Genomic DNA, 19,164 nt, shown 5'->3' with positions numbered 1-19,164 from the left:
TTTGCACCCATGTTTTACGCAAAAGAACTGCTGCCATCTGCAGCCACTTACACAATGGATGAACCTGGTTCCAGGTATTGCATCATGGTATTGCGCCATACAGCAGGGGATGAGGTGATTTTGACCGATGGAAAAGGGGGACGGTACCAGGGGGTGATTACGGACGATAACCGCAAGAAATGTGTCATAACCATCTCCCAATACACCCTGATGCCAGCGGTGGCTGCGCCTGTAAGAATAGCGATTGCGTTTACAAAGAATACTTCCCGTATCGAGTGGTTCCTGGAAAAGGCCACAGAGATTGGTATACAATCTATTATCCCGCTGATCAGTCATCGTTCTGAAAAGGAGAAATTCCGGGCAGACAGGCTGGAAAACATCCTTGTTTCTGCCATGCTGCAATCCCAGCAATATTATTTACCGGAACTGACTACGCCAGCCAATTTTGATAAACTGGTGAATGAGCCGCCTTCTGAGCAATTATTCATCGCGCATTGTCTGCCTGAACAAAAACAACATCTCTGGCAAGCTATGGAAAAAGGGAAAGATTCGCTGTTGCTGATCGGGCCAGAAGGCGATTTTACGCCTGAAGAAATTTCACTGGCCCTGGGTAAGGGTTTTAAACCTGTGTCACTGGGTGAAACCAGATTGCGTACGGAGACTGCGGGTGTGGTGGGGTGCACCATGATGAATGCGGTGAATGTTGGATAAAAGAAAAAATAATTGTAGATTACACACTTATAATATATACTTTATAAGTACCACGTGAAAAATGCGCATCTTCATCAGGATTCCGATTTATGGAATTTGATAAAAGCGGATTCTATTCCGGCTTTTAATGAAGTATACTCCCGCTACTGGGAGGTGCTGTTCCGTATGGCTTACAAACGTCTTCCTTCGAAGGAAATCGCCGAAGAAATTGTACAGGATACATTTATTATTCTCTGGGAGAAGCGGCATTCCATTGAAGTTACGACTTTAAAAAGTTATCTCTTCGCTATTACCCGTTACGCTATTTTCCATTATCATGCCCGTCAGGAAACCATTCGCACGCGTATGCAGGAAATGGCTGCCATGACGCAGTCGGCACCCGATATAGAAGCGATTGTGAATGCCCGCTTACTGTTGCAACTGGTGGATACCATTGCGGCAGAACTGCCTGAAAAAAGCCGCCTGGTCTTTTCGGATAATAAACTGAAAGATCATGCGCTCTCTGAATCTGCCCAATCTTTTAATATCTCCGTCAAAACTGCTGAGGGGCATCTGACCCGTGCACTGAAAACAGTGCGGTTAAAACTGGGTACTTTGTACACTACTTTATTTATGTGAAATTTTTTTTCGGCGGACCAAGGGTAAACCTTTTGAAATATACTCTACCTATAAAAGGGCAATTCCCATGTCAAAAGAAAACATTCAGGAACTAGCTGAAAAATGGCTCAATGGCACTGCTACCCCTGCTGAAATACAGCGTTTGCAGGAGTGGTACCAGGCCCGGGAAGCCATGCCCACGCCAGTACCGGATGCACAGATGGGGGTACGGATCAGGGAGGGGATTCAAATTGGTTCCCGAAGAAAATCTTTTAAATGGGTAAGCATCGCTGCTGCGGTGTTGCTATTGTTTGCCGCTGGCTATCATTATTATAAAAAACCAGTTACCAGGCAAATGGCTGTTTATGTTCCCCGCGAACACCAAAATCGATTATTGTTGCCAGATAGCTCTGAAGTATGGCTCAATGCAGATAGTAAACTTACGTATAACGAAACTGACAATAAAAGAGAAGTAACACTGGAAGGCGAGGCCTTCTTCAATATCAAACAGGCTGCAGGCCGCCCTTTCGTCGTAAAAGCTGGCCCCTGTACCGCCACAGTTTTAGGGACATCTTTCAACGTTAAAGCTTACAAAAATGATCCTAAAGTCCTCATTACCGTCGCCACCGGCAAAGTACAGGTAGAAGATCAACATCAGCAATTGAAAGTGCTCACTGCCAACAAACAGATTGCGCTGGAACCAATCACAGGCGCGATCAGGGAAAAACAGGTAAACGCAGTCGTATATAAAGCCTGGATAGACGGCAGCTTTGAAGTCAACAATGAAACTTTTGAAGAAGTTGCCCATCGCTTAAGCCGGAAGTATGATGTCGATGTTCACTTTGAAAATCCGGCACTTGCGCACTGTACTTTCCTGGCCAGTTTTGACCAGGCAGCCAATCTGCCATTCATTTTATCCATGTTGTGTAAGATTAACAATTCCACATTTAGCATCAGTGAAGATAAGAGGGAGGTAACTATTTCAGGTAGTGGCTGTAGTAATTAAGGATAGTTTTTTTATTGATTAAATATTCCCGTTATGAAATTTATCAGCATGCCCGCCGGTGATTCTTCATGATAGAAAGAACATAGCGCTTTCAGCATCCACGGTCTGCAAACTTCAGATGCCTCAGCGCTACGGCATTGTACTTCTATTTCATCATACAAAATGCATTTAAAGATATGAAATACTGCGGTATTTTAAGCGGGGTTCCTATTCCCTTATACGAACGTTTTCAACCGTTATTAAAGATCATGCGCTTCCTGTTCCTGGTCATACTGGTTTTATGTACAACGACGCTGCTGTTGGTAGCCCGCGATGGCCGCGGGCAGGACCTGAGCGCCATCAGACTCCATCTGGATATCCATGACGCCAAACTGAATAAAGTACTAAAACAAATTGAACGCAACACTGAACTGCTTTTTATCATTGACGGCACTGTAGCCCAGCAGGCGTCGGTTCCATCACTGGAAGATAAAGAACGCTCTCTCAAAGAGATCCTGGATGCAGTACTGGCGCCAAACGATCTTGCTTATATACAGGATGGACATTACATCATTATTAAAAAATCTATTCCTGCTGTTTTTGTAAAGCCTATTTCTGGTGTGGTGACAGATGAAAAGGGAGAGCCGTTGCCAGGTGTGAGTATCTCTGTTAAAGGATCTCATGCGGGTACGATCTCTAATGAGAAAGGTGTTTTCTCTTTGAATAGTTCTACTGACAATGATACACTGGTCATCAGTTATGTAGGTTATAAAACACAGGAAGTTCCGGTGAAAGGTACCAGTCAGCTCACGATCAGATTGGCACTGAGTGAAAACTCCCTGCAGGATGTAGTGGTAATTGGGTATGGTAGTCAGCGTAAAGGCGATCTGACCAGTTCCGTTGCTACTGTGAAATCTGAAAGTTTTGTAAAGGGAAATGTACTCGATGCGGGACAGTTATTACAAGGTAAAGTAGCCGGTCTTTCTGTATCTGCACCAAGTGGCGATCCTACCAGTGGTACGCAGATCTTATTAAGAGGTAATACCACATTGTTAGGTGCGAATAGTAGTCCGCTTATACTGATCGATGGTATACCTGGTGATCTGAAAACAGTGGCGCCGGAAGATATAGAATCTATGGATGTACTGAAAGATGGTTCAGCAGCGGCGATATATGGTACACGTGGTACGAACGGTGTAATCATTGTAACCACCAGAAGGCCAGGTGGTGCGTATACCAACACCGTAGATTATAGTGGTTATGTAGGTACACAGACGGTGGCCCGTAAAATGGATATGTTGACAGCTGCAGATTACCGTCAACAAATAGCAGATGGTACGCGTGATAAATCATGGGATCTGGGGTCCAATACGGACTGGCAGAAAGCGATTACGCAGACCCCGATCACGCATGTGCATAACCTGACATTCCGTGGTGGTAACAGCAAGACGAATTACCTCGCGAATGTGAACTATCGTTCATTGGAAGGGATTATGAAAAAGTCTGACAACAATACTTTTACAGGTAGAGTGGACATCAATCATAGCATGCTGGACGATAAGCTGCGCATCAATGTAGGTTTATTGAATTCAAATAATAAGTTCACCACTACAGGTGATGGCATTAGTTTTAACGGGTATACCTACAGACAGGCATTGATAAGGAATCCGACATCTCCAATATACGACTCAACAGGTAAGTGGTTTGAACAGACAGGTTTGTTCAACTATGAAAATCCTTTGTCAAGATTGTATGAGAGCAGTGGAGAAAACACTTCACAGAATACGCGTATGAACAGTACCATCACGTTGTTGCCAATAGAGGGATTGAAACTGTCAGCGTTGTTTTCTTATACCCGTTACAATGAAGAGCGTGGTTATTCAGAGACCAAGCAACACATATCAACCTTGCGTGATGGCAGGAATGGATATGCTTCAGTAGGTTCATTACAGAATGTGCAGCGATTGATGGAACTAACGGCGCAGTATAATAAGAATATCGGCAAGCATAAATTCAGTGTGATGGGTGGGTATAGTTACCAGGAAACTGACTACCGGAATTCTTATATGCAGAACTGGGATTTTCCAACAGATCGTTTTTCATATAATGACATTGGTATAGGGTATGCCCTGAAACAAGGGCTGGCTGTGCAATTTAGTGAGAAGTCAGAAACCAACCTGATAGGTTTCTTTGGTCGTGCGACTTATAGTTATGATGATAAATATTTATTGCTGGCTTCACTGAGACATGAGGCGGCGAGTCAGTTGTATGGAACGAAGCAGCCATGGGGTAATTTCCCGGCGGTATCATTTGGTTGGAGAGTAAGCAATGAGCCATTTATGAAAGGCATCAGCTGGCTCACAGACCTGAAGCTTCGTGCGGGTTATGGAGTGACGGGTACACAGCCTACAGATCTGTTTCTGGGTGTGGGTATCCTGAGTTATGGCGATTATGTGTATAACAATGGGGTATGGATACAGACACTGGGTCCTTCACAGAATCCGAATGATAAACTGCGTTGGGAAGAGAAGCATGAATCCAACTTTGGAGTAGACTATACATTGTTCAATGGCCGGGTGAGTGGGAATGTGGATTATTATATCAGGAGGATCAATGGTTTGCTGTATGATTATGCGGTGCCTAGTCCTCCTAACTTGTATAGCAGCACCCGTGCGAATGTGGGTAAGATGGAAAACAAAGGGCTGGAAGTAATGGTGAATATCATTCCGGTAAAGACGAAAGATTTTGAATGGAGTACGAGTCTGATGTTCTCCACCAATACGAACAAACTGATCACACTTTCCAATGAGTTGTACCAGGCGAGTGTGGATTACATCACCACGGGTAGTACGGGAGAGCCGATTCAGACATTTACCAATATTGTGAGAGTGGGTCGTAATATCGGCGACTTCTATGGTTTTAAAGTAGTAGACATATCAAATGATGGAAAGTGGATCTATGAAGGTCGTGATGGGAAGCCGGTAGATTATGCTTCATATCAACATGCATTTGAAGATAAGCGGGTATTGGGGAATGGTTTGCCAAGGTATTATGGAGGGTGGAATAATACATTCCGCTATAAGAGTTTTGATCTGAGTGTGACCATGCGTGGGGCGTTCAAGTACCAGATACTGAACTTTCAGCGCATGTATTATGAGAACACGGGGTTGCAGCAGTACAATCGTCTGAAATCAGCGTATGACAAGGTAATGGGCAAGGCAGTATTGAGTACGGATATGCCATTGGAGTTCAATAGTAACTATGTGGAAAACGGAGATTTCTGGAAGATAGATAACATCACTTTAGGCTATAATTTCAATCATATTCAGAGTAAGTACATCCATGGGGCGAGGGTATATGTATCCACGCTGAACACGCTGACACTCACAGGTTACAAAGGGATAGATCCGGAAGTGAACAGGCTGGGACTGGCGCCGGGCGTGGATGACAGGGATAAGTATCCTTCTGTAAGAACATTTACTGTAGGTGTGAATCTGAATTTTTAAAACCAAAGCAATGAAAAGATACATATGGATAGCAGTGCTGTTTGCAATGGCCTGTACCAAACTAAAAGATACCAGTTATAATAAGATCATTGATAGTCAGTTTGATCCGACTACAGAAGATTTGGCGAGTCTGGTGGGGGCAGCGTATGTAAACTGGCGGTATGTGATGAATGATTGGAATGGATTGTTCCGTGCGCAGGAAGTATCAGGAGATGAAGTGGTGATACCGGCGAGGCCGAATGGTTGGGTAGATGGGGGTGTTTATCTGCGTATACATGAGCATACCTGGACAGCGGATGATGATATAGTGGTGCAGACATGGGGGCGTGCATATGCGGGGATTACGAATTGTAACAGGGTGATCTATCAGTTAGAGTCAGGGATCATACCTATATCAGATTCAACGGCCAAGCATGCCACGCTGGCGGAGTTGCATGTATTGCGGGCATCATATTATTATGTGTTGTGTGATTTTTATGGGAATGTACCGTTAGTAACGGAGTTCAATGTGCCGTCAGGATATCTGCCTACACAGAACACACGGAAAGAGGTATATGATTTTATCGTGAATGAGATCAATACCTATCTGCCATTGTTGAGTGCGAAGAATGATGGAACGACGTATGGGAAATTCAATCAGTGGGCGGCGCATGCGTTGTTGGCAAAGATGTACCTGAATGCGGAGGTGTATACGGGTGTGCCGGCGTGGGCAGCGTGTATAAAGCAGTGTGATACGTTGATAGATTCTCATGTAGGGTTTGCATTGGAGGCAGCGCAGAAGAATGTGTTCATTACAGAGAATGAGAACTCACCAGAGATCATTTTTGCATTACCTTTCGATGAGACGTATGTGACGAACTGGAATGCATTTGATATACATATGGAGACATTGCAGCCGGCGAACCAGGCGACGTATAATTTGAAGTCAACGCCGTGGGGAGGGATATGTGCGATACCACAGTTTATAAAGACGTATGATGTGGATGATGACCGGCTCAGGGATAACTGGATAAAGGGGCAGCAGTACAGTGCGGGTGGGGAGGTGTTGAATTGTACAATGGGGGCTTATTCAGGGCAGCCATTGAATTACATCAATGCGGTACCGGGGATAGATGCATCGGAGGAGATACATGGGTATAGATTGGGGAAGTTTGAGATAAAGCAGAAGGCGCAGGTGCAGTTGAGTAATGACTGGCCGTTGTTCAGGTATGCGGATGTGTTGATGATGAAGGCGGAGAGTTTGTTACGGACGGGAAATACAGCAGATGCGGCGACGTTAGTGACGACGGTAAGGCAGCGGTCATTTTCAACGAATCCATCAAAGGCGACGGTGACGGGGGCAGATTTGTTGAAGGGGAGTGAGTATGATTATGGGTTGAGGAATCATTTGGATTCAAGTTTTCAGGGGGGGAGTGATGTGGTGTATGGGCGGTTTTTGGATGAGTTGGGATGGGAGTTTAGTCAGGAGGGGAGAAGGAGGCAGGATATGATCAGGTTTGGGGTGTTTACGAAGAAGAGTTGGTTTTCGCATAGTCCGAATGGGGATTATAGGAGTTTGTATCCGATACCGAGGACGGAGTTGAATAAGAATGCGAATTTGAAGCAGAATGCGGGTTACTAGGATTGAGTGGATGCTTTTTTGTGAGTTTACTGAATGCTTTTTAGTGATGTATTGGAAAGATTTTGCAGGGTGTTGATGGATTTTTGTAGACTTACAGCGCGTTTTTTTTATTTTTTTGGAAGAATTATTTTTTGAGATAGGTCTTTGGGGAGAGGGCGATATCCTTTTCCACTTTTTGATAATAAACATGCACGATTATGAAGCGATTATTTTTATCATTGTCACTGTTCTATTCAGTTACCTTATCAGCCCAACAAGCGGATTATCCGATCCGTGCAGTCAATTTTACAGCGGTAAAATTGACGGACAACTTTTGGTTGCCGCGTATTCAGGTGAATCATACCGTAACGATACCGGCGTCGTTTGCGCGGTGTGAGAATACCGGCAGGGTAAAGAATTTTGAGATGGCGGCAGCGCATTCGGGGAAGTTTTGTACGAAGTTTACATTTGATGATACGGATATTTACAAGACGATAGAAGGGGCTTCGTTTTCGATGGCAGTGACGCCGGATAAGCAAATGGATCGGTATGTAGATTCATTGATAGCGATAGTGGCGAAGGCGCAGGAGCCGGATGGGTATTTGTATACGGCGAGGACGATTGATCCTTTGCATCCACCAGAGTGGGCGGGGCCAGAGCGGTGGGTGAATGAGCATGTGTTGAGTCATGAGTTGTATAATTCAGGGCATTTATTTGAGGCGGCGAGTGCGCATTATCTGGCGACGGGGAAGAAGAATTTTTTGGATATCGCGTTGAAGAATGCGGATTTGTTGGTGCAAACATTTGGGCCAGGGAAGAGAGGGGTGGCGCCTGGGCATGAGGTAGTAGAGATGGGGTTAGTGAAATTATATCGTATTACGGGGCGGAAAGATTATCTGGCGCTGGCGAAGTTTTTTATAGATGAGAGAGGGAAGCGGGCGTATGATAAGAGGAGTAAGAATGAGTGGCAGAATGGGAAGTATTGGCAGGATGATAAGCCGGTGACGGCGCAGGATGAGGCGGAAGGGCATGCGGTAAGGGCGATGTATTTGTATGCAGCGATGGCAGATATAGCGGCGATAGATGGGGATACGGCTTATTTGGCGGCGATAGACAGGATATGGAATAATATGACGGGGAAGAAGATATATGTACAGGGAGGGATAGGTGCGGTGCCGGAAGGGGAGCGGTTTGGAGAGGATTATGAGTTGCCGAATGCGACGGCTTATAATGAGACGTGTGCGGCGATAGGGAATGCATTTTGGAATGAGCGGATGTTTTTATTGCATGGGGATGCGAAGTATATAGATTTGTTGGAGAAGGTGATGTATAATGGGTTGATATCAGGATTGGGGTTGGATGGGAAGTCGTTCTTTTATACGAATGCGATGCAGGTGACGGATGGGGTGAAGCATGGTAGTTTAGAGCCGGGTCGTTCAGGGTGGTTTGAGTGTTCATGTTGTCCGACGAATTTAGTGCGGTTTTTGCCATCAGTGCCGGGTTATATGTATGCGCAGGAGGGGAAGAGGGTGTATGTGAATTTGTTTATAAATAGTACAGCGAAATTGAAAGTGAATAATGCGGATGTGGTGGTTACGCAGCAGCATAATTATCCGTGGGAGGGGAATATTGTATTAAAAATAGATCCGGTAAAGGCGAGTGCATTTGATTTGTATGTGCGGGTACCGGGATGGGCGAAGGGAGAGGCGATACCGGATGGGTTGTATCGGTTTAGGGATACTGCTTTTGCTGCTGTAGTGATAAATGTAAATGGGCAGCCGGTATCATATAAGATGGAGAAGGGGTATGCGGTGGTGAGCAGGCAGTGGAAGAAGGGGGATGTGGTGACGATGAATTTGCCGATGGAGGTGAAGGAGGTGTTGGCGGATAGCAGGTTGGTGGATGATGTGGGGAAGGTGGCGATCCAGCGGGGGCCGTTGGTGTATTGTGCGGAGTGGAAGGACAATGGGGGGAAGGTGAGTAATTTGTTTCAGTTGGGGAGAAAGTGGGATGTGGTGATGGAGAAGGGGTTGTTGAATGGGGTAGTGGTGTTGAAGGGAGAGGGGAAGAGGGTGAATGTAGAGCGGGAGGAGCAGGAGGTGGAGACGGTAAAAGAGGGGGTGACGTTGATACCTTATTATAGTTGGGCGAATAGGGGAGAGGGGGAGATGAGTGTATGGTTTTTGGAGAGGGTGAAGGAGGTGAGTTTGAAGTGATAATTGGGTGATTGAAATGATTGAGATATTCTTCAATTTTTAATTTTTTGATTAAAAATTGAAGAATATCTTTTTTTATGGGGGAAAATTTGTTTTTGTCTAAAGAATGGGTGTATATTTGTGTTAACAGAACCCGCCGCGCTTCTCGTCAGATCAGCGTACCACAGGCGGGGCATTTTTTTTATATGAATTCCATTGAAAAACAATTCCCATTATTACCTGACCAGATCAAAATCCTTCAACAACGTGGCTTAGAAATAGATGATAGTGATGAAGCTAATCATTATTTAGCGCATGTAGGATATTATAGATTGGCAGATTATTGGCAGTTCCTCCAGAAGGATAGTGTTCGTAATGCATTCATCTCTGGAGCCACTTTCAATCATGTTATTGAACTATATAATTTTGATCGTGAACTTAGGTTATTGTTGCTGGACGCTATGGAACGGATAGAAGTTTCGTTTCGAGCTATAATGATTAACATGATGTGCCCTGTGTATGGCTCAAACTGGTTTACAGATAAGCGTATCTTTTTTAATGAAGCAAGGCTGAATGATGCAATTGAGAAAATTGACAGGGAGCTTGAGCGATCAGATGAAGAATTTGTAAAACAGCATGATAAAAAGAAAACTGGATTTGAGCATCCTCCAGCCTGGAAAACTTTGCCTATCCTTTCCTTTGGTACATTGTCCAAGATATATAGGAATATTAGGGATGATATTAAGGAGAAGAGGATAATTGCTAAGGTTTATGGGCTTCCTCAGGAAAGATGGTTACAGTCATGGATGCAGGTGGTATCTATCCTTAGGAATTATTGTGCGCATCATTCATTGATTTGTTACAGACCTTTTTCATTCCTTCCAAGAGAAATAAGACAAGTCAAATTACCCTGGATTAAAAATATTCCTCCTGCAGGTAGTGTAGTGAGTGAACAATTATATTATCAGATATGCATTGTAAGGTATTTATTACAAACAGCGAGTCCGGGGAATGATTTTAGTTATAGGTTGATGGAATTGTTGGTAAAGTATAGAGGGATTGATTTAGAGAAGATGGGTTTTTTGGAGAACTGGGATGAGGAAGATTTGTGGCAATGATGAAGTTTATAATAGTTGATTGTAGATGGTTTGATGAGAGTCTCGTTTTGGTAAAATGTGAAGGAAAATATCGATTGAATAATACTGGAATCAATTATTAAAAATTGATTTTTTAGGTAGCTAAAAATTTGTTTTTGTCTTATTGATTATAGTATATTTGTGATAACAGAACCCGCCGCGCTTCTCGTCAGATCAGCGTACCACAGGCGGGACATTTTTTTTATATGAATTCCATTGAACGACCATTCACGTTATAACTTCAGCAAATTAGAATCCTTAGATAGCGCGGTTAAATAATAAATGATTCGTAAGAAACGAATCGTTATTTAAATTTGTGTAATTGATGAAAATTGAGGAGTTAATAAGGTTGGTTTTTTGTATAGATGAGTATAATAATAGCGATCAAATAATGTAGGAATCAATTAATGGAAAATGCTTTTTTAGATAGCTAAAAATTTGTTTTTGTCTTATTGATTATAGTATATTTGTAATAACAGTACCCGCCGCGCTTCTCGTCAGATCAGCGTACCAGAGGCGGGGCATTTTTTTTATATGAATTCCATTGAACGATCATTCCCGTTATAACTTCATCAAATTAGAATCCTTAGATAGCGTGGTTAACTAATAAATGATTCGAAAGAAACGAATCGTTATTTAGTTTGGTGTAATTGAGGAAAATTGAGGAGTTAATAAGGTTCGTTTTTTGATAGATGAGAATAATAATAACGATCAAATAATGTAGGAATCAATTGATGAAAAATGCTTTTTTAGATAGGTGAAAATTTGTTTTTTTTGAATAAATAAAAGTATATTTGTGGTAACAGAACCCGCCGCGCTTCCCGTCAGATCAGCGTACCAGAGGCGGGACATTTTTTTTTATATGAATTCCATTGAACGACCATTCACGTTATAACTTCAGCAAATTAGAATCCTTAGATAGCGCGGTTAACTAATAAATGATTCGTAAGAAACGAATCGTTATTTAGTTTGTTGTGATTGAAGAAAATTGAGGAGTTAATAAGGTTCGTTTTTTGTATAGATGAGGATAATAATAGCAATCAAATAATGTAGCAATCAATTAATGGAAAATGCTTTTTTAGATAGGTGAAAATTTGTTTTTGTCTTATTGATTATAGTATATTTGTGATAACAGTACCCGCCGCGCTTCCCGTCAGATCAGCGTACCACAGGCGGGGCATTTTTTTTATATGAATTCCATTGAACGATCATTCCCGTTATAACTTCATCAAATTAGAATCCTTAGATAGCTTGGTTAAATAATAAATGATTCGAAAGAAACGAATCGTTATTTAGTTTATTGTGATTGAAGAAAATTGAGGAGTTAATAAGGTTCGTTTTTTGTATAGATGAGGATAATAATAGCAATCAAATAATGTAGCAATCAATTAATGGAAAATGCTTTTTTTAGAAAGCTGAAAATTTGTTTTTTTTTGAATAAATGAAAGTATATTTGTACTAACAGTCCCCGCCGCGCTTTCCGTTAGATCAGCGTACCAGAGGCGGGGCATTTTTTTTATATGAACTCCACTGGAAGGCCATTCACTTTATAACTTCATCAAATTAGAATCCTTAGATAGCGCGGTTAAATAATAAATGATTCGAAAGAAACGAATCGTTATTTAGTTTGGTGTAATTGAGGAAAATTGAGGAGTTAATAAGGTTCGTTTTTTGATAGATGAGAATAATAATAACGATCAAATAATGTAGGAATCAATTAATGGAAAATGCTTTTTTAGGTAGCTAAAAATTTGTTTTTTTTGAATAAATGAAAGTATATTTGTGTTAACAGAACCCGCCACGCTTCCCGTCAGATCAGCGCACCCGAGGCGGGGCATTTTTTTTATATGAATTCCATTGAAAGACCATTCACGTTACCAGACCAAATAAAAATCCTTCAACAACGCGGTTTAATAATTAGTAGTTCTGATGAGTCAATTCATTATTTAACCCATGTAGGATTTTACAGATTATCAGGTTACTGGAAATATTTACAGAAAAACCAAGTCAGTCATACATTTATGACTGGTACTACATTCGATCATGTTATTGAACTCTATAATTTTGATCGTGAACTCAGACTATTAATAATGGACGCTATTGAGCGTATAGAGGTGTCTTTTCGTGCTATCCTGATCAATATGATGTGCCCCTCTTATGGCTCAAACTGGTTTGCAGATAAGTCTGTATTTTTTAGTGAAGACAGAGTGAATGAAGTAATCGAAACGATTAATCGTGAGCTTGAACGATCTGATGAAGACTTCATAAAGCAGCATGACAGAAGAAATACCAAATATGAACATCCACCAGCCTGGAAAACATTGCACATACTTTCTTTCGGTACATTATCCAAGATTTATAGAAATATCCGAAGTGATGTTAAAGAAAAGAAGATAATAGTTAATGTATACGGGATTTCTAAAGACAAATGGTTCCAGTCATGGATACAGGTCGTATCAATGCTTAGAAATTATTGTGCCCATCACTCATTGATTTGCTACAGAATATTTTCGTTCCTCCCGAGAGAAATACGACATGTTAAATTACGCTGGATTAATAATATACCTCCAACTGGAAGTGTAGAGAGTGAAAGGTTATACTACCAATTATGTATCGTTCGCTATTTATTACACACTGCCAGCCCCGGGAATAATTTTAGTTACAAACTAATGGAGTTGTTAGTAAAATATAGAGGAATTGATCTGGAACGTATGGGATTTCCAGAGAATTGGGATGAAGAAGATTTATGACAATAAAAAAGGCCGCTCTAAAGCAGCCTTTTTCAATCTTTTTACTTCAACCCATCACATATCTTCTTCGCTATCGTCGGTCCCTCATAAATAAACCCTGTATACACCTGCACCAAACTCGCCCCCGCATCCAACTTCTCCTGCGCATCTGCCGCCGTAAAGATCCCACCAACCGCAATAATCGGAATACTCCCCTTCGTCTTCTGAGAAATATACCGGATCACCTCCGTTGCCTTTTCCTTCACAGGTAAACCACTCAAACCACCCGCACCAATCGCCTCCACCTCATGCTGAGGAGTCTGTAATCCTTCTCTTGAAATCGTCGTATTCGTAGCTACCAGCCCGGCCAGTTTTGTTTCAGTAACAATCTCTATAATATCATCCAGCTGACTATCCGTCAGATCCGGTGCTATTTTTAATAAAATCGGCTTTGGCTTCGCCTTCTGCTCATTCAGCATCTGCAAATGATGCAATAACTGTTTCAGCGGTTCTTTTTCCTGCAAAGCCCTTAAGTTAGGCGTATTGGGAGAGCTGACGTTGACTACAAAGTAGTCTACCACATCAAAAAGCGCATGAAAGCACTTTTCATAATCACTAATCGCTTCTTCATTTGGCGTGATTTTGTTCTTCCCAATATTCCCCCCAATAATAATATCTGACTTCCGCTTCAGCAGTCGTTTTGCTGCCGGAGCGGCGCCGCCATTATTAAATCCCATCCTGTTGATCAGCGCCTTATCTGTAGGCAAACGGAACAAACGAGGTTGGTCATTACCCGGCTGAGCCACCGGGGTTACGGTCCCAATCTCTACAAATCCAAAGCCCAGACTAGCCAATTCATCCGTATACTTCGCATCCTTGTCAAACCCTGCCGCCAAGCCAACGGGATTTTTAAAGGTCAGTCCCCATAAAGTCCGTTCCAGCCCGGTCTTTTTAGACATACAAAATGAATGGAGGATCTGCTTGCCCATTGGAACGCCATGCAATATCTGCAGGCCTTTCATTACCTGATAGTGGATTTTTTCCGGCGGAAAACGGAAAAACACCTTTTTGATTAAATTATACATGCGGCACAAAGATAATGTTAAACCAGAAAAGCAAAAGAGAGATCCTCGTCATTTCACTGTTGTCACAATGAAACTTTTATTATTTATAATTGCATTGATCTTCATTCGGGAATACTATTTTTGTAACCGATATCATGCTAGACCGCCAGAAATTAGAAGCCATTTTTAAGGAGTACCATGCACAGTGCGTGGCTTTTGCCGTGCATTATACCGGAGATATACATGATGGTGAAGAGGTAGTACAGCAGGTTTTTCTCAAGCTTTGGGAGAAACGGGAGAGTGTAGATATTACGGGAATGGTGAAGTCTTATCTTTTTGCTGCTATCCGGAATACAGCGATTAGTAACTGGCGGAAAGATACCGTCAGGTCTGAAAAGGAGCTGGCTTCAGGGTATGAGTTATCCCCAACAGTGACGTCGTCTCAGGCATGGGAGCTGGAAAAATTGTACCAGCAGGCGTTGGAGAAGTTACCGGAGAGGTGTAGGGAAGTGTTTGTACTGAGCAGGCAGCAGCAGTTGAAATATGCGGAGATTGCGACCCTGATGAATATTTCGGTGAAGACTGTCGAGAATCAAATGGGGAAGGCGCTGAAGCATATGCATAAAGAATTGAGGGATTATTTGGGGATGTTCCTGTTTTTATAGGCAGGTTTTATGATAAAATTTATTTTCCACAATAGGGGAGTCCTCCTTCCGCACGCGTCATTTATCATACCGGCAAATGTTATTTTTGCCCGGCAAATCTGTAAATCTACTAACTGTACATGACTATGCTTACACCAGATGAGGCATTATATGCACTTCTATGCAAGTATCTGCTGAAGGAAGCGGATAGCATTGAGCAGCGATGGGTGAATACCTGGTTGCAGGCGAATTCTGAGCATCCGGTATTGCTGGCTTCTCTGGATAAGTTGTTAAGTACAGCTCCAGAGCAGGCGGTAGCAGGAGGAATGGATACGGAGACGGCCTGGAGGATGCTGAGTGAGCGGATGGAGCTGCAAAGGAAGGGAGGAGGAATGGACCACCGGGGAATGATTGGCGAAAATGGTGTAACCGGAGAGGAAAGTGTCAGTGGTGGAGAAGGCGTAAATGGTAAGGAAAGTGTCAGTAGTCGGGTAGATGGGTCGGATTCGCTGGAGTTAAATAATGGAATGACCCATAATGAGTCATCCCAACCCAAAGCCCCCGCAAAAACCCTTACCAGGTGGATGGCAGCTGCAGCTGCTGTTTTCCTCCTGATCAGCGCAGGCCTTTGGTACATTATGCATCAAAACGAACGGCAAATCAACTATAACGGCGCCCAGCTGGTGAAACTGGATGATGGCACCAGCATCCAGCTGGACCCCGCCGCACAATTACAGGTGGCCCCTGGGTTTGGTAAAAAAGATCGTAAAGTTATCCTGAAAGGAAAAGCCACCTTTGATGTAACTACTGATGCCTCTCATCCGTTTATTATTGACCTGGGCAATCAGGCAATAACTGTTTTGGGTACCCGTTTTAGTGTGGATAACAGCAGTCAGCTGCGTGTCTTCATTCATTCAGGGAAAGTTAAAGTAACCCACCAGCAGGATAGTGTAATTTTAACTGCTGGTATGTTGTTGCAGGAAGATACCAGTAAGCAGTATTTCCAGGTTGGCGCACATATTAGTGATGTTGAGACCCGTGCTGTAGTCTTTAAAGATACTCCTTTGCGGGAGGTGTTGCAGACCATTCATGTGCTGTATCATATAAACGTAACTGCAGATGCTGCGTTGCTGGAGTTGCCGGTTACCGGCACTTATACAGGAGAACCAGTGAAGAATGTATTGGATGCCATCGCTTATTCGACGAATGCAAATGTAATTAATAAGGGTGCTGATTATGAGTTGCGGCCGCAGGATTAATTAATTCAATTGAACAGCACCACATTAAAGAAGTCCAGAAAGTATTTCAATCAAGAAGGCTGGAAAGCCCATTTTTTTAAATCACACTATGTCATTGCTCGGAAGAATGCTGCTGGGAACGTTACTCATTCCCCTGCAGGTGTTAGGCTGGGACTGGCATACCCGGATCACTGTCACCGTAAATAATCAGCCACTTTCCGTTATCTGCGGACAACTGGAATCCCAGTACGGCATCCACTTCTCCTATAGCAGGGAGATAGTAGACCTTTCCCGCCGGGTAACAGTCAATTTTCAAGATAAACCCCTGAAAAGAGCCCTTGACGAACTCTTTTCTCCTTTTGATATTCGCTTCGCCCGCATTGGTGAACAAATTGTGCTGACCGTAAAAAAATCTCCCAACGTCACTATCTGTGGTTATGTGCAGGACGTGCGCAATGGTGAAAGACTCATTGGTGCTACGGTATATGCTCCCAGTCAACGGGCAGGAGCTACTACTAACCAGTTTGGGTTTTTCAGTCTGACCATTCCAAAAGATTCCTGTAATCTGTGGGTCAGTTATATTGGTTATAACCCGGAAAGACTTTCCTCTACAAAAAAATCATTTGTCATCATAGGATTGCAGCCTTCTAATAGTCTGCAGGAGTTCACGGTATCTGACTCCGCGCAATCTAACCGGCAGATGAGCGCCTTACATGTTTCACCGGCAGATGTAAAGGCGATGCCCAGGTTATTGGGGGAGTCTGATGTGATGCGTGCGATTGCGACTTTGCCAGGTGTATCCGGTGGGGTAGATGGAGGTACGGTGACCAGTGTAAGAGGGGGTGGTTCTGACCAGAACCTCATTTTGCTGGATGGTTCGCCTGTGTTTAATTCTTCGCATCTGTTTGGATTGTTCTCTGTGTTTAACCCGGATATTGTGAAAAGTGCAGACTTTTATAAAGGTGGATTTCCTGCACGCTATGCAGGCAGGCTTTCTTCTGTAATTGATATTTCCACAAAAGATGGGGATATGAAAGAGTATCATGGGGAGGCTTCTGTGGGTGTGATTGCTGTAAGAGGAATGGTGGAAGGACCTATTAAAAAAGATAAGACCTCCTTCGTCGTTTCTGCCCGCAGGTCTATTTTAGAACCTTTTCTGGATAATATTTATGAGGAAATTCAAAAGGAGAAAGGGACAAAGGTGAACCTTGTTTTTCATGATGTGAATCTGAAAATAAATCATATTTTTTCTCCTAAGGACCGGCTTTACTTCAGTAGTTATATAGGTAATGATAACCTTGGATTGACCTTGCAAAATAATGCGGATAGTACGACTGCTTCGAATCCTTTTAAAGAGAATACTGTTACAAAATTGAGTTGGGGGAATCAAACGAGTGCATTGAGATGGAACCATGTTTTTAATCCGAAGTTGTTTATGAATACGACATTGAATTATTCACAGTATTATTTCAATATCGATTACAACTATTATTACGAGCCTTCGAAGAGTGCTGATTCTATTCATTTGTATGGGAAATACTATTCAATGGTGCAGGATCTGATACTGAGAACGGATGTAGAATTTATTCCTTCTCCGAATCATATATTCAAATTTGGCGTGGGTGGAATTATCCACAAATTTAATCCCGGGGTATCGGCATTTCAGGATTATTCTCAGTCTAAAGCTTTGTTGGATACGTCTTATAATCAGGCGACTTCTACGGGAGGAGAGGCGTTGCTATATGTGGAGGATGACTGGACGGTTACGGATGCATTGCGGGTGAATATTGGTTTACATGCTTCAGAATTTCTGGTGCCGGGAAAGTTCTATTCTTCTTTGCAACCGAGGTTGCAGGCGAGGTATCAGTTACCGCATCATTGGACGCTGATGCTGGCGCATACACATATGAACCAGTACCTGCATGTATTGAGTGTATCGAATTCGAGTTTGCCGATGGATTTGTGGGTGCCTTCTACCAGGAAGGTAAGGCCGATGTTTTCAAGGCAGTTTAGTTTTGGGGTGAATAAGTTATTGAAAGATCAGCGGTATGCGCTTTCACTGGAAGCTTATTATAAGAGTATGAAGAATGTGATTGAGTATAAGGATAATGGTAAGATTTTCAACTCGGCGAGTAAGAATTGGGATGATTATGTAGAGGTGGGTACGGGAACGAGTTATGGTGGGGAGGTAATGTTGGAGAAGCGGAAAGGGAAGTTGAAAGGGTGGATAGCGTATACGCTTTCGTGGGCGTACAGGCGGTTTCCGAATGTGAATAATGGGGAGTCGTATCCTTATAATTATGATGGGAGGCATGATATTAAGGTAATGTTGATGCAGCAGATAGGGAAGCGATGGGAGTTGGCGGCGAACTGGCATTTTAATTCAGGGTTGCCGTTGACATTGCCGGTGGCGAGTTTTGAAGGGGTGAATGATTCTTCGCCTTATGATGGGGGAAGTACTTTGCCGGTGTTGGATCAGTTGAGTAATAGGAATCAGTATAGGACGAGTGTGATACATAGATTGGACCTGAGTGCGACGAATACGAAGGAGAAGCCGTGGGGGAGCAGGAGTTGGACGATTAGTTTGTTTAATGCATATAATCATGCAAATCCGTTTATGTATTCTATCGTGACGGATAAGAAGAATGAGAAGCGGTACCTGCAGGAGATTAGTATTTTGCCAATACTGCCAAGTGTGACATTTTCAATCAAGTTTTAATATCGTGAAGAAGGTTGGAGGGTATAGTGTGGGAGTAGTT

12 protein-coding genes are annotated in these 19,164 nt (G+C 42.8%); 11 read left to right on the top strand and 1 reads right to left on the bottom strand.

Annotation, left to right across the window (positions count from 1 at the left end; genetic code table 11):
* The first annotated feature begins 9 nt into the window (after nt 1-9).
* The 8 genes from QQL36_RS02880 (at nt 10) to QQL36_RS02845 (ending at nt 13,480) form a co-directional block, all read left to right on the top strand.
* Nucleotides 10-711, top strand: coding sequence for an RsmE family RNA methyltransferase (locus QQL36_RS02880; RefSeq protein WP_321568836.1), 702 nt, complete (start codon nt 10-12; stop codon nt 709-711).
* Between the two features lie 54 nt (nt 712-765).
* Entirely contained in the window at nt 766-1,329 is a 564-nt protein-coding gene (locus tag QQL36_RS02875) for a sigma-70 family RNA polymerase sigma factor (RefSeq protein ID WP_321568835.1), read from the top strand.
* A gap of 67 nt (nt 1,330-1,396) precedes the next feature.
* On the top strand, nt 1,397-2,314 hold the full coding sequence (locus QQL36_RS02870) for a FecR family protein (RefSeq protein WP_321568834.1): 918 nt from the start codon (nt 1,397-1,399) through the stop codon (nt 2,312-2,314).
* A gap of 176 nt (nt 2,315-2,490) precedes the next feature.
* Entirely contained in the window at nt 2,491-5,799 is a 3,309-nt protein-coding gene (locus tag QQL36_RS02865; protein WP_321568833.1) for a TonB-dependent receptor, read from the top strand.
* A 10-nt stretch (nt 5,800-5,809) separates the two neighbouring features.
* Entirely contained in the window at nt 5,810-7,420 is a 1,611-nt protein-coding gene (locus tag QQL36_RS02860) for a RagB/SusD family nutrient uptake outer membrane protein (protein ID WP_321568832.1), read from the top strand.
* A gap of 197 nt (nt 7,421-7,617) precedes the next feature.
* Nucleotides 7,618-9,615 carry a glycoside hydrolase family 127 protein gene (locus tag QQL36_RS02855; RefSeq protein ID WP_083720162.1) on the top strand — a complete coding sequence of 666 codons (1,998 nt, stop codon included), beginning with the start codon at nt 7,618-7,620 and terminating at the stop codon, nt 9,613-9,615.
* Between the two features lie 77 nt (nt 9,616-9,692).
* Complete coding sequence (locus QQL36_RS02850; protein WP_321568831.1) at nt 9,693-10,712, top strand: Abi family protein; 1,020 nt, start codon at nt 9,693-9,695, stop codon at nt 10,710-10,712.
* 1,865 nt (nt 10,713-12,577) lie between these two features.
* Nucleotides 12,578-13,480: an Abi family protein gene (locus QQL36_RS02845; RefSeq protein WP_321568830.1), complete on the top strand. Its 903-nt coding sequence runs from the start codon at nt 12,578-12,580 to the stop codon at nt 13,478-13,480.
* Between the two features lie 41 nt (nt 13,481-13,521).
* Here QQL36_RS02845 and QQL36_RS02840 read toward each other — a convergent pair whose 3' ends face one another.
* The gene (locus QQL36_RS02840; protein WP_321568829.1) at nt 13,522-14,544 is read right to left on the bottom strand and encodes a quinone-dependent dihydroorotate dehydrogenase; all 1,023 of its coding nucleotides are present in this window, start codon (nt 14,542-14,544) and stop codon (nt 13,522-13,524) included.
* Between the two features lie 134 nt (nt 14,545-14,678).
* Here QQL36_RS02840 and QQL36_RS02835 point away from each other — a divergent pair, with 134 nt between their 5' ends.
* The 3 genes from QQL36_RS02835 to QQL36_RS02825 all read left to right on the top strand — a co-directional run bounded on the left by QQL36_RS02835 (nt 14,679) and on the right by QQL36_RS02825 (nt 19,124).
* Nucleotides 14,679-15,188 carry an RNA polymerase sigma-70 factor gene (locus tag QQL36_RS02835; protein ID WP_083720166.1) on the top strand — a complete coding sequence of 170 codons (510 nt, stop codon included), beginning with the start codon at nt 14,679-14,681 and terminating at the stop codon, nt 15,186-15,188.
* A gap of 125 nt (nt 15,189-15,313) precedes the next feature.
* Complete coding sequence (locus QQL36_RS02830; RefSeq protein WP_321568828.1) at nt 15,314-16,426, top strand: FecR family protein; 1,113 nt, start codon at nt 15,314-15,316, stop codon at nt 16,424-16,426.
* Nucleotides 16,427-16,514: 88 nt separating this feature from the next.
* Nucleotides 16,515-19,124, top strand: a complete 2,610-nt coding sequence (locus QQL36_RS02825) for a carboxypeptidase-like regulatory domain-containing protein (RefSeq protein ID WP_321568827.1) — start codon at nt 16,515-16,517, stop codon at nt 19,122-19,124.
* The last annotated feature ends 40 nt before the right edge of the window (nt 19,125-19,164 follow it).

The organism is Chitinophaga sp. LS1 (assembly GCF_034274695.1).
Lineage (GTDB): Bacteria > Bacteroidota > Bacteroidia > Chitinophagales > Chitinophagaceae > Chitinophaga.
Note: the sequence above shows the minus strand (reverse complement) of the source record. Positions and strands in the feature narration are given on the sequence as shown.